9 protein-coding genes are annotated in these 13,410 nt (G+C 64.1%); 6 read left to right on the top strand and 3 right to left on the bottom strand.

What is annotated here, in order from left to right; all coding sequences use genetic code 11:
* Window positions 1-46: 46 nt before the first annotated feature.
* Window positions 47-1,300: a glycosyltransferase gene (locus AB7C87_RS18110; RefSeq protein ID WP_369730909.1), complete on the top strand. Its 1,254-nt coding sequence runs from the start codon at window positions 47-49 to the stop codon at window positions 1,298-1,300.
* Window positions 1,301-1,384: 84 nt separating this feature from the next.
* Entirely contained in the window at window positions 1,385-2,284 is a 900-nt protein-coding gene (locus AB7C87_RS18105; RefSeq protein WP_369730908.1) for a universal stress protein, read from the top strand.
* Window positions 2,285-2,305: 21 nt separating this feature from the next.
* Here the strand turns inward: AB7C87_RS18105 and AB7C87_RS18100 are convergent, their stop codons facing one another.
* Window positions 2,306-3,280, bottom strand: a complete 975-nt coding sequence (locus tag AB7C87_RS18100) for a nucleotidyltransferase family protein (RefSeq protein WP_369730907.1) — start codon at window positions 3,278-3,280, stop codon at window positions 2,306-2,308.
* A gap of 364 nt (window positions 3,281-3,644) precedes the next feature.
* Between AB7C87_RS18100 and AB7C87_RS18095 the strand changes: the two genes are divergently transcribed.
* Window positions 3,645-4,085 carry a DUF7522 family protein gene (locus tag AB7C87_RS18095; protein WP_369730906.1) on the top strand — a complete coding sequence of 147 codons (441 nt, stop codon included), beginning with the start codon at window positions 3,645-3,647 and terminating at the stop codon, window positions 4,083-4,085.
* A gap of 68 nt (window positions 4,086-4,153) precedes the next feature.
* Here AB7C87_RS18095 and ppsA read toward each other — a convergent pair whose 3' ends face one another.
* The gene (gene ppsA, locus AB7C87_RS18090; protein ID WP_369730905.1) at window positions 4,154-6,430 is read right to left on the bottom strand and encodes a pyruvate, water dikinase; all 2,277 of its coding nucleotides are present in this window, start codon (window positions 6,428-6,430) and stop codon (window positions 4,154-4,156) included.
* Between the two features lie 202 nt (window positions 6,431-6,632).
* On the opposite strand from ppsA, the gene AB7C87_RS18085 reads away from it, so the two are divergent.
* Window positions 6,633-8,021, top strand: a complete 1,389-nt coding sequence (locus AB7C87_RS18085) for an ADP-dependent glucokinase/phosphofructokinase (protein ID WP_369730904.1) — start codon at window positions 6,633-6,635, stop codon at window positions 8,019-8,021.
* 4 nt (window positions 8,022-8,025) lie between these two features.
* Here AB7C87_RS18085 and AB7C87_RS18080 read toward each other — a convergent pair whose 3' ends face one another.
* The gene (locus AB7C87_RS18080) at window positions 8,026-9,384 is read right to left on the bottom strand and encodes a sulfatase family protein (protein ID WP_369730903.1); all 1,359 of its coding nucleotides are present in this window, start codon (window positions 9,382-9,384) and stop codon (window positions 8,026-8,028) included.
* Between the two features lie 204 nt (window positions 9,385-9,588).
* Here AB7C87_RS18080 and AB7C87_RS18075 point away from each other — a divergent pair, with 204 nt between their 5' ends.
* Both AB7C87_RS18075 and AB7C87_RS18070 read left to right on the top strand, forming a co-directional pair.
* Entirely contained in the window at window positions 9,589-10,080 is a 492-nt protein-coding gene (locus tag AB7C87_RS18075) for a pyridoxamine 5'-phosphate oxidase family protein (protein ID WP_369730902.1), read from the top strand.
* 497 nt (window positions 10,081-10,577) lie between these two features.
* Window positions 10,578-13,406 carry a cation-translocating P-type ATPase gene (locus tag AB7C87_RS18070; protein ID WP_369730901.1) on the top strand — a complete coding sequence of 943 codons (2,829 nt, stop codon included), beginning with the start codon at window positions 10,578-10,580 and terminating at the stop codon, window positions 13,404-13,406.
* The last annotated feature ends 4 nt before the right edge of the window (window positions 13,407-13,410 follow it).

Raw genomic sequence — 13,410 nt, 5'->3', positions numbered from 1 at the left:
GTGCCCCCACAACTGATACCTCGGGTCGTCGTACGACGGGTAGACGATGCACGCGCCATCACTCCCGGATCGGACGATCGACGCGTACGCCGACGTGGCGGGGCAGGATCGTCTCGAGCGGCTGCGAGCACTCGCCGATACGCTCTCCGGTAGCCGCATCCTTCACGTCAACTCGACTGCGACCGGTGGCGGAGTCGCCGAACTCCTCCGGTCGATCGTTCCGGTCTGTGCCGACCTCGGGATCGATACCGACTGGCTGGTCATGGACGCCACCGACGACTTCTTCGAGGTGACCAAGGCGATGCACAACGCGCTCCAGGGGAGCGGCCCGCCACTGACCGAGGAGATGAAAGCAACCTATCGGGCCGTCACCGAAGAGAACGCGCACGGACTCGAGGACGAGGGCGAGTACGACCTCGTCGTGATCCACGACCCACAGCCGCTTGGCATGCTCGATCACCTCGAGGAGACGATGCCGGAGACCGCGGTCGTCTGGCGCTGTCACATCGATCTCACCGATCCGAACCCCGAGTACCTCTCGTTCGTCTCCGAGTACACGGCGCGGGTCGACCACGCGATCTTCAGCCGATCGGGCTACGTCGGCGAAACGGCGGTTCCGGAAACGAGTATCATCTACCCGTCGATCGATCCCGTCGCGGAGAAAAACCGGTCGCTCGACCAAGAGACGGTAGCAACCGAGTGCGACCGGCTGGACCCACTCTCGTTCGAGCACCCGATCGTTGCCCAGATCTCACGGTTCGATCCGTGGAAGGACCAGTTCGGCACGCTCGAGGCGTACCGTCACGCCAGCGAAACCGTGGCGGACCTCCAGCTCGCGCTGGTCGGCGGGATGGCTGGCGACGATCCGGAGGGCCTGGAGTTGTACGAACAGGTCGCCGAGGAGGCGGCCGCCGATCCGGACGTTCACGTGCTGACCGATCTTCCGGATACCGGGGTGAACGTCATCCAACGCGAGTCGGACGTCGTCGTCCAGAAGTCGCTTCGCGAGGGGTTCGGGCTGGTCGTCTCGGAAGCGCTCTGGAAGCGAACGCCGGTCGTCGGATCGAACGTCGGCGGCATTCCGCTACAGATCGTCGACGGAGAGACCGGCTACCTCGTCGACCCGGACGATGCGACGGGCGCCGGCGATCGGGTCGTCGACCTGCTCCGTGACGACGCACGTCGGGCGCAGTTCGGCGAAAACGCCCGCGAGCACGTTCGCGAGCGCTTCCTCTTACCTCGCCAGCTCGTGGAGTTGCTGGACGTGATCGTCGCGGAACGACACTCCGACCAGCGATGAGTCGGGTCGAAACGTCGCCGGGAATCCCCCGCTGTGGCCCCACATAATTATCCATGGTGGCGGTGAACTCCGGCTGTAACAGCCATGAGCCGGCTCATCGACTCGATACTGATACCGACCGACGGCAGTGATGGGGCCCTCGAGGGAGCGAAACACGCGCTCGCCCTCGCGTCGCGGACTGACGCGGACGTACACGTTCTCTCGGTCGTCGCCGTCCGCAGTGACGTAGACGAGAGTATCGACGCGCCGGAGTCGGTGTACGCGTCGCTCGAGGCCGAGGCAGAAGACGCAGTGGAAGCCGTCGCGAGCATGGCACGCTCCCACGACGCGGATCTCGAGGTCACGACCACCGTCACGCGCGGGACGCCGTTTCAGTCGATTCGGGAGTACGCCACTCGACGCGGGATCGACGTCATCGCCATGGGAACGAAAGGCCGGTCGGGACTGGACAGAGTACTCCTCGGGAGCGTCACCGAGAACGTCCTCCGAACGGCTCGAACGCCCGTCCTCGCAGTCCCGCCGAACGCCGACGCGACCGAGATCGACGAGGTCGCCTTCGACGAGTTCCTCCTGCCGACGGACGGGAGCGACGGCGCGGCGATCGCGACCGACTGGGGGATCGAACTAGCGAGGCGACTCGGGTCGACGATTCATACGGTGTACTCCGTCGACTCGAGTCGCCTCGGAGTCGGTGAGCCGGCCGACCTCCTCTCCGCGCTCGAGCACCGCGGTGAGGATGCGCTGGATTCGGTTCGACAGCGGGCAGGCGACGCCGGCGTCAGCGTCTCCGGTGCGCTCGCGACCGGTTCGCCGACTGACGTCGTCCTCACGACCGCGGCCAAGCGCGAGGTCGACCTGATCGTGATGGGAACGCACGGCCGTACCGGTATCGGACAGTGGTTTCTCGGGAGCGTCACCGAGAACGTCGTTCGACAGGCCGACGTGCCGGTGTTTTGCGTCCCGGTCAGCACCGAGACTCCGTAACGGCGGCCGCGGGCCGCGAAATCACTCGATCGAGCCGCCCGGAATCCGCGTGTAGGCACCGATCATCGCGTCGTGCAGGTCGACGTCGCCGAGTCTCGCTCCCTCGTCGACGATCGACCGCTGGACGGTCGCCCCCTCCAGTTGCACGTCCGGAAAGATCACCGCTCGCTCGACCTCGGTATCGACGAGCGTCGCATCCGCCATCACGTGCGCGTCGTCGCCGACCGTCGCGTTCTCGAGCGACGCGGTATCGTCGACCCGTGACTCGCCGTCGAGGGACCAGGCGACGGCGTCGAGATAACTCTCTCGAGTGCCGATATCGAACCAGTCGCCCTCGAACGTGTACGCGTACGTCGACTCCCGCGACTGGAGCCACTGGACGAACCAGCCGGGTTCGTCGGGGTCGTTGCCGTCCTCGAGGTACGTCGGGAGCAAGCCGAGGGCCTCCGACGGAAACGCGTAGCAACCGATCGAGACGCGAGTCCCCGGTGGATCGTCCGGCTTTTCCTGAAAGTCGACGACGCGGTCGTCCTCGAGATCGACGACGCCGTAGGCAGTCGCTCGCTCCGGCGAACCGACGTCGTAGGCGGCGATCGTCGGTCCCGCGTTCTGCTCGTCGTACTCGAGGAAGTCCCCGATCGCGAAGTCGAAGACGTTGTCGCCGGCGATCACCAGCAGGTCGTCGTCGACGTCCTCGCGTTCGACGAGCTGGGCGAGCGCGCCGACGACGCCGAGTTTCTCGTCCTCGGCGTGAGTTTCTTCGACCGAGAGCCGCGGTTTCTCGTAGCCGCTGTCGGTCAGATGCGCCTCGAAGTCGTGGGCGAACCGTTCGTTCGTACTGACGTATACCTCGTCGATACGATCCTCCGTCTCGAGTTCCGCGTAAATACGGTCAATGACGGTGGTCTCCCCGAGCGGGAGAAACATCTTCGGGCGGTGTCTCGTGATCGGCCACAGCCGCGTGGCGTATCCACCGGCGAGGACGACGGCCCTCATCGGTTCAGATCACCCCCGACAAACCGCATTCGTCCCGGTTGTCGCTGTCCCGACGTACGTGGACCGCGTGTCGATCCGTGCTCATACGCGTCCCTGGCCGCTCCCTTCCACGACGCCAGGTATAACGCTTTCATCGGATCGGGTACGTGACGGGAGTGGTCGTCGTCGCTCATACGGACTACTGTACCGACGTACCGGCCAACCGCCACCCGGGTCGCGGTTGCGCCGGAACTGACTGACAGTAAACCGTATCAAACATCCCAGTTAGGCACATCAATCGCATGGTGTCAAATGATAGAAGGACAACAGATTCGTGTAACTGTAGGCGAAACCCTTGATACGGTATAACACCTCAAGGTCGTCGATGAATACGGAAACAAACAGCAAAACGATCAGTGACGACCTGGGGGCCGGTCTCGTGAGCGCCGCACGCACGAGCCTCGGTGACACACTCCGAAGTGTGGTGTACTTTACACCGTCGGCGTTCGACGTCCTCTACCTTCGCCAGGACCTCTACGACTCGACGGACGCGGCCAGGACGGCCAAAGAGCGACTGGTGGAACTCGAGCGGGTCGGATTTGCGGAGGTACCGGTCAGGACGACGATCACTCATCACGAAGACGGAACGGGAATCGGACCGTACGAGTTCACTGTCCGGTTCCATACGGATGGATTCGTCATCAGGGTACTGGAGGGCGACGTTGGATCGATCCTGACGACCGACAGTATGGATCTGAACGCGTTCGAAGACGCTGCCACCGCCGTCCGACACCTGCTCGCGGACGAACCGTCCGAGCAGAAGTGAACTCACCGACGAACCGACCGAAATCGGATTCGAAACCGGTTCTCAGGTGCCATCTACGACAGTTCTTCTCACGCGTGTTCGAGTTCGGCCACAGTGAGCAACGTCTCGACGGCAACGTCCGGCGATACCGAGATCGAGTCGATATCGGCCTCGAGCAGGAAATCGACGTACTCCGGGATCGTCGACGGCGCGTCGCCACAGATTCCGACCGGCCGGTCGTGGCGGTGGGCCTCCTCGATCAGCGAGGAGATCGATCGCGTGACCGATTCGTCCGTCTCGTCGAACAGCGGCGCGAGTTGTTCCGAGTTGCGGTCGACGCCCAGTGTCAACTGGGTGAGATCGTTCGATCCGATCGAGAAGCCGTCGAACAGTTCGGCAAACCGATCCGCGAGCACGATGTTCGAGGGCAGTTCCGCCATCACGTAGACGTCCATCTCGTCGGGTGGAAGACCGTACTCGTCCATCAGCTCGAGGACGCGTTCACCCTCCTCGGGCGTCCGACAGAACGGCACCATCACGGTGACGTTGTCCAGACCGACGTCCTCCCGGACGCGCCGGAGGGCTTCACACTCCAGTCGGAACGCATCGCGAAACTCCTCGTCGTAGTACCGGGCGGCGCCGCGCCAGCCGATCATCGGATTCGCCTCCTCCGGCTCGTACTTCCAGCCGCCCTCGAGGTTGCGGTACTCGTCGGTTTTGAAGTCGCTGAGCCGAAAGCGGACGTCGTCGGGGTAGAACGCGGCGCCGATCTTCGCGATACCGGTCCGTAACGCGTCGACGAAGCGCTCCTCCTCGCCGCGCTCGAGCAGTTCCAGCGGGTGAAATCCGACGTGGGAGGTCACGATGAACTCCTCCCGTGCCAGTCCGACGCCGTCGACGGGGAGGTCCGCGAGCGCGAACGCCCTCGCGGGATCGCCGAGGATTAGTTTGACCGCGGTGTCGGTTTCGGGGAGGTCGTCCACCTCCTCCTCGCGGACCTCGTACTCGAGTTCTCCCTCGTAGACGCGGCCGACGTCGGTCGAGCAGTCGACCGTTACGGAGTCGCCGTTCGACAGCGTCTGGGTCGCGCCACCGGTGCGGACGATCGCCGGTATACCGAGTTCCCGCGAGACGATCGCCGCGTGGGACGTCTTCCCGCCCCGATCGGTCACGATGGCGCTGGCCCGCTTCATCACGGGAACCCAGTCCGGGTCGGTCATCTCCGTGACGAGGACCTCGCCGTCCTCGACGCGGTCCATCTCGCGGTAGTCTTCGAGGACGCGGACCCGGCCACTCGCCACGGCGTTGCCGATCGCGATCCCGTCGAGAATCTCCTCGTCGGATTCTTCGAGGCTGTACGTTCGGAGGACGTTCCCCTCGGCCGCTCCGTGGACCGTCTCCGGCCGGGCCTGGACGACGAACAGCTCCTCGAGGTCGCCGTCGACGAGCCACTCGATGTCCTGTGGAACGCCGAAGTGGTCTTCGATGCGCGTCGCGTACGTCGCGAGTTCCCGGATTCGGTCGTCCGGGAGGGCGAACTCGCCCCGTTCGTCCTCTGGGACGGACTCGAGTTTCGTGCCGCCGTTTCGCCGAACCATGCGCTGGGTCTTCCCGCCGAGTTCCTTCTCGACGATGCCGTTCGTCGGCTTGAAGACGACGTACCTATCGGGATCGACCACGCCCTGGACGACGGGTTCGCCGAATCCGTAGGCCGCCTCGACGACGACGACCTCGTCGAAGCCGGTGTCGGGATCGAGGGTGAACAGCACTCCCGAGGACGCCAGGTCCGCCCGCCCCATCTTCTGGACGGTACAGGCGAGTTTCACCTCGAGGTGATCGAAGTCGTTGTTCTCGCGGTAGACGATCGCGCGATCGGTAAACAGGGACGCGAAGCAGTGTTTGATCGACTCGAGCAGTTCCGTCGTCCCCGAGACGTTGAGGAACGTCTCCTGTTGGCCCGCAAAGGAGGCATCCGGCAGGTCCTCGGCGGTCGCGGAACTCCTGACGGCGACCTCGGGGTCGTCGATCTCGAGTCGGTCCCCCAGTTCCTCGTACTGCTCGACGATCGCGGACTCGAGTTCCGCGGGCATCGCCGCGTCCGAAATCAGGGATCGAACTCGCTCGCCGCGCTGTTGCAGATCGGCGACGTCGTCGGCGTCGACTCCGGCGAGTTCCGACTCGATTTCCTCGCCGATACCGGTCCGTTCGACGTAGTAATCGTACGCGTCCGCCGTCGTCGTGAATCCGGGTAACACGGGCACGTCGAGGTCGGCGAGCTCGCCGAGGTTCGCGCTCTTTCCACCGACGGCACCCGTATCGTCGCTACTGACGTCTGCTACCCATCGGATGAACGTGCTGGCTTCCATCGATCTGTCGTGGCGACCACACGCACGGTAATAAGTCGGCAGGGGCTGATCGACGGGGTGGATGGCGCTCGAGCCGAGCGCCGGAACCCGCTCCGAACCGCCGGAGTTCCGATCGCGAGACGACGACCCACGACGTCGAATCGCGACGCCGTCGTCTGGCGACGCACAATATTAACTCAGTGGCGGTGGGACCACCCCGCACATGGTGGCCGATCACGCCCAGTTAGCGTCCGATATCCGAGCGCTCGAGGGATTGTCAGTATTTATCGCGTACAACGCGAACGTGGACGCGATCGTCCGGGTCGGCGAGGATCTCGAGCCGTTCCTCGAACGACCCACAGAACCCGGAAAGCGCCACCCGCCGAGTCCGCTGGATTCGAAAGGCGACCTCGCGACGGCGATTACGCATACGATGGCGGCCGGACGGGGCGACGAGGTTGCGATGACGGACGAGTTTTCCGCGACCCTCGAGTCGGAACTGGAGCCCGACAGCCAGCAGATGGGTGGTCAGACGGGAATTATGACGAACCTCGTCTCCGCGCTGGGGGCGTCGCCGGTGACGTACACGTACCTGATTTCGGACAGACAGCTCTCGATGTTCGACCACGCCGATGCGGTTGAGTACCCGACGGTCGTGGACGGCGAGGTCACGTTCCTGGCGCTTCGCGAGGCGGTCAACACGGACCGGACGAAGATCAACTGGGTGTTCGAGTTCCGCGTCGACGACGAACTCTTCGACGTCCGGGCGATCGAAGACACCCGGTTCATCGCGGCCTCACGGCCGCCGGAGTTCAACCTCGTCGCCGGTGATCTCGACGAACACGTCGATCAGGTCGGCGCGGCCGTCGACGGAGCACTGCTCGCTGGCTATCACAATCTCACACCCGAGCACGTCGAGGAGGGCTACGAGCAGGCCCACCGCCACGCTCGCGACGTGATTCGACGACTCAAATCCGGGAGCGAGAACGAGTTGCCGGTTCACATCGAGTACGCCGTGACCCACGACGACGACTTACGAGCGAGTATGTACGAGTGGATTCTCCCCGAGGCCGACGTCGTCGGCGCGGACACGCACGAACTTACTCTCCTTTACGACGACGCCGACCTCGAGGTGGTCGACGAGGAACCGACCGAAGAGACGCCGTTCGAGCGCGACGAAATCCTCGGTCACTACCGCATGCTCGAGGCGATCCGGGACGAACTCGGCGTCGGCTGCGTCCAGCTCCACGCGATGGAGTACCACCTCGCCGTGATGGACTCGTACCCCCGTCCAGATGCGGTCGCGCGCGGGCTGGAGTTTTCCGCCGTCAACGCCGCGACGAAGGCCGCGCTGGGCGACATCACGGGCCACGAGGACCTCGAGACGGGACTGGAGTACGAGCCCTCCACGAAGGGACGCGAGGCAATCGAACTCCTCGCGGACCACCTCGACGAGACGGCCGAAGACGGCGTCCTCTCGACCCCGACGGTCGCCGCCTGCCCCAACCGTGTCGTCGAGGATCCCGCTGGGACGGTCGGCATCGGCGACATCGTCTCGTCCTCGAGTTTCGTCCTCGAACTCGCGGTCGCCAACGACCGTGACGGGCCGTGATCCGTCAGGTCGATTCGTGTGGCCACGATTGAATCTCGCCGTAGTCACCCGGCAAGACCGGCCCCTCGAGGAGCGGGTCGTCGGTTTCGACCATCCACTCGTAGAGCTCCCGCGAGAGTTCCCGTCGGGCGTCCTGATACCGCGGTTCGTACACGACGTTGTCGTCTTCCTGTGGCGCATCGCGGAGGTCGTACAACTCTTCGTACTGTCGCGCTGGCGTGGCGTCGGCTTCGCGGACCTCGCGGCCCGATTCGCTGGCGAACACGTCCGCCGGGAGATACACTCTGGGAAGGTGCCAGAAATTCCGAACGTACTTGTACCGATCCGTCCGGATCGCTCGAACCGGGTTGTACATGTCGTGCCAGGTCATCTCGCCGAAAATCCGCTCGCGCGGCTCGTAGTCGCCGTCGTCGCCGTCGGTAATTCGGTCGGCGAAACTTCGCCCCGAAACCGCGTCGGGGACGTCGATATCGAGCAGTTCGAGCAGCGTCGGCAACACGTCGACGTTACTGAGCAGGTCGTCGTAGCGCTCGCCGGCGTCGATGACGCTCGGATACCGCATCACGAGCACCGCCTCCAAGCCCGCATCGTAGCAGGTCCCCTTCGCTCGCGGGAAGGCGATGCCGTGTTCGGTCGTGAAGATCACGAGCGTCTCCTCGTCGAGACCGGTGTCGGCAAGCGCTTCGAGGATCGTCCCGACGCCGTCGTCGATGGCGTACATCATCCCGTGCATTTCGCCGAGATCGTGGCGGTGTCCTCGTCGATCCGGGAGGTACGGAAGCGGGCGCACGTCGTCGGGATCGTCGGCGCCGTAGTAGTCGGCGTCGAACCCGAATCGGCCGTTCTCCTCCTCGGTGCGGTGACACTCGAAGAAGCCGATGGAGGCGAAAAACGGATCGTCGTACGCGCCCGCCTCGAGAAACGACGAGACGACCGACGCGACGTTTCGGGCTCGATTGGCCTGATGGACGGCCGGCGAGACGCCCGGATAGAGGTTCCCCTCGGAGTGGACTCGGTCGTACTCGAGGCGGTCCGTGTCCTGGGAGATGTGCTGGAGGCCGAACAGGTGGGTTTCGTAGCCGGCGTCGCTCAGGTACTGCGGCAGGATGCGTTCGTCCTCGTGGAGTTCCCAGTCGCCGTGGGCGAGGCCCATGAGGCCGTTGACGTGGGGGACGCGGCCGGTCATGAGGCTGCCGCGACTGGGCGAACACTGCGGTGCAGTCGCGAAGTGTCGTTCGAACAGTGCGCCGGCGTCGGCGAGTGCGTCGATGTGAGGCGTTTCGATATCGACACCGTAACAGCCGAGATACCGGCCGATATCGTGGACGTGGACCAGGAGAACGTTCGGCTGCGAGTCGTCCATGCCCCTGGTCTACAGTAACCTGCGGAATAACTATTTTCCGCCTGATCGACCTGACACTCCAGTTTCGGTGTGTTCGTACCCGGTTCGTCGACTCGAGTGGACGGCGTCTCGCGTGGACGGTGTCAGCAACTCGAACGATGGCTCGTGACGAGTGCGGCAGTGGTGTGCGAATTATGTCACTGGGCTACGTATCACACGGTACGGATGACAGTCGACGAACTCGCCGAATACGGGATGGAACGAATGGACGACGACGACATCGTGAGTTTCCTTTCGACGCGGAGTTTCGGCGTTCTCGGCCTCTCGACCGAAGCGACGCCGTATCTGATCCCGATGTCCTACGGGTTCGATGGAGAGTCGCGGCTGTATTTCGGCTACGTCGTGGGTTCTGAGAGCCGAAAAGCGGACCTCTCGGAACGGGCAGGTGCGGCGTCGTTTCTGGTTTACAACGCCGAAACGATGTTTCACTGGCGAAGCGTCCTCGCGACCGGGTCGCTCCGTGCCCTTCCACCGGACGAGACGTCGAGCGCGACGGCAGTCGAGGGGCCGATGTGGCGTCCCGAACTCCTCGAGACGGCGAGCGAGGAGGCCGGAAACCAGTACTACGAGTTACAGATCGAGGAGTGGACGGGAATTCGACACGCGATCGAGCCACCGTCGTTTACGCAGCGCTCGAGTCCCGACCGGTCGGAGTGATGCGGAGACCACCGTCGGTTCGCGACCGGCCACTCGTCGGCCGTCCTAACGACGCCAACTGCGGTCCGTGATCGGTCAGTCTCGAGACGGGTTCGTGTGGGTATTACAAGGCAAATCGTCGTAGGACGCCTCGCATGATCGTTCGGGTCACTGGTGTGGTCAACACGGTAGCTGACGGACGGGCCGAATCTTCGATGGCCGATCCGCTCGCTGGAACGCACACTCGAGGGACGCGGGGACGCGTCGTCGCTGGGAGATCTCGACGAGCCGTCCGACAACGCCGTCGTTGTCGACGTCTCGACCAGGGCCACACGGGGGCGGTGTTCGTCGGTTGCGTCGATGTCCGTCCGCTCTGCCCGAAGTTCGACGTGCTCGACCATCGAGTGGTCGGCGGTCACGTCCGTTAAGAGGGCGATTCGTGTCCGTGGCCCTCCACGGTCTCTCACGTGAGGTATCGAGACTGAATACGAGGGTGGGTTGTTGTGATCGAGCTATCCGTGTCACGATCAGAATACCACGAACGAACCGAATCGGACGCCGACAGTGACTGGCACGCGCGGCCGCTCGAGACGGTCTACGCGAAACTGGAGACGTCCGAAGAGGGGGTGACGTCTACGGAGGCCCGCGAGCGACTCGAGCGGGAGGGACCGAACGAGGTCGAAGCCAGTGAGGGGACCTCTCCGCTGTGGATTCTCGTAGAGCAGTACTCGTCGGCGCTGATCTGGGTGTTGATCGTTGCCGCTATCGTGATGGCCGGCGTCGGACACACGGTCGATGCGGCCGTCATCGCGGGGATCGTCGTCTTCATCACGCTGTTCGGATTCGTCCAGGACTATCGGGCCGAACAGAGCATCCAGGCGTTAAAGGAGATGTCGACGACGTACGCGCTGGTTAGACGCGGCGGCGAGAAGACGGAGATCGACACGAAGAGGGTCGTCCCGGGAGACGTGATCTTCGTCGAGTCCGGCGATATCGTCCCCGCGGACGCTCGAATCGTCGACGAATCGAACCTCAGCGTCGACGAGGCGGCCCTGACCGGGGAGAGCGTGGCCGTCTCAAAGGAAGTCGGGACAGTCGAGGAGGACGTCGCGCTCGCCGAGCGGGAGAACATGCTGTTCAAGGAGACGGTCGTTCAGCGCGGTTCCGGAACGGCGGTCGTCGTCGAGACCGGTCCGAAGTCAGAAATCGGACAGATCGCGACGGCTCTCGAGGAGGCCGAAGACAGAGAGACGCCGTTCCAGGCCGAGATGGGTCGCCTGGGGAAGATCATCGCCGGCGTCGTCATTCTCGCGGTCGCGATAATCGCGGTCGCAGAACTCGTTGTCGGTGAAACCGAACCACTGCAGGTCTTCCTGACAGCCGTCGGCATCGCCGTCTCCGCGGTCCCCGAGGGGCTTCCCGCGGTCGTCACGCTCTCGCTCGCACTCGGGGCTCGGCGGATGGCCGACCAGAACGCCCTGGTACGGCGACTGCCGATCGTCGAGGCGCTGGGTTCGGTCGACGTCATCTGTACGGACAAGACGGGGACGCTCACCGAAGAGGAGATGACGGTACAACGGATCGTCACAAATCGCGAGGTCTACGAGGTGACCGGCACCGGCTACGACACCGACGGCGAGTTTCTACAGGACGACGAGCCGGTCGACGAAGAGCGGGTCGCCGAGGTGCTTCGCTGTGGACTGCTGTGTAACAACGTCGATATCGGAACCCGCGAACGCACCGAAAACAGGGGAGCTGGCAACGGCGACGACGGGACCCACGACGCGGAGTCGGGCGAACAAGAACGAACCTACCTCGGCGACCCAACCGAAATCGCGCTGTTCGTCGCCGCACAAAAGGCCGGATTCGACCACGAGGAGCTCGACGAGGAGTATCCTCGACGCGGCGAGGTCGAGTTCACCTCCACGCGCAAACGGATGACGACCGTCCACGAAACGCCCGGCGGCGATCCCGTCGCGTACATGAAAGGAGCGCCGGAGACGGTCCTCGAGCGCTGTGAACGCGAATTCGTCGACGGAGAGATCGTCGAACTGACCGACGAGCGACGCGCGGAACTCGAGGCCAGAAACGAGAACTTCGCCGAGGACGCGCTGCGCGTGATGGGCTTTGCCTACCGGCCCGACGTGGCAGCCGACCAGGTCGACGACCCGGACGAGGGACTCGAGCGGGACATGGTTTTTCTGGGCCTCCAAGGGATGCTCGATCCCCCGCGACCGGAGGTGACCGACGCGCTCGCGGGGTGTCTCAGCGCCGGCATCGACGTGGTGATGATCACCGGCGATAACGCGGTGACGGCGCGGGCGGTCGGCGAGGAGGTTGGCCTCCGTTCGACGACGGTAATCACGGGACCCGAACTCGAGGAGATGAACGACGAGGAACTCGCCGCAGGAGTCGAGGACGTCGACGTCTTCGCGCGGACCTCGCCGGAGCACAAGACGCGCATCCTGCAGACGCTCCAGGCGAAGGGCCACACGGTCGCGATGACCGGCGACGGCGTCAACGACGCCCCCGCGGTGAAGAACGCGGACGTCGGCGTCGCGATGGGGATTCGCGGCACCGACGTCACCGAACAGGCGTCCGATATCGTCCTGCTGGACGATAACTTCGCGACGATCCGCGACGCGGTCAAGGGTGGCCGCCGTATCTTCGACAACGTCCGGAAGTTCGTCAACTACCTGTTATCGGGCAACGGCGGCGAGGTGACGATGGTCTTTACCGGCTCGATGCTCGGTTTCGGCCTGGTGATCACACCGATCCAGATCCTGTTCATCAACGTTGTCACCGACGGTATCCCGGCGCTCTCGATGGGAGTCGACCCGCCCGCTGGGGACATCATGGAACGCGACCCGCGACCCCCGGACGAGGGCGTCATTACGGACCGGATCGTTACCTCGATCGTCGGTATCGCGATCTTCATGACGGTCTGTCTACTGCCGCTGTTTACGCTGAACTTCTACGGCGAACTCGTGCCGGGATACGACGTGTTGGGTGCAATCACCGGCTGGAGTCCCAGCTACGAACCCGGCCGCGAACTCGCCCAGACCATGGTGTTTACCGGGTTCGTCGTCTTCGAGATCGTCCGCATCCAGGCGATCCGTTACCGCTACGGGCTCGGAATCTTCACGAATCGCTGGCTCGTGGTCGCGGTGGCCGTCGCCGTCACGCTCCAGTTTCTGGTTCTCTACACGCCGACCGGCCAGTTCCTGTTCGACGTCGAACCGCTTGCGCTCGTTCACTGGATCCAGATCGGCGTTTCCGCGAGCGTTTTCGCGCTACTGATGGCCGTCTTCGTGAAGGTACAGGATCGATATTTCGAGCGATATTGAACGT

The organism is Natrarchaeobius versutus, assembly GCF_041205745.1.
GTDB lineage: Archaea > Halobacteriota > Halobacteria > Halobacteriales > Natrialbaceae > Natrarchaeobius > Natrarchaeobius versutus.
This window is presented reverse-complemented; position numbering and strand designations above follow the sequence as displayed.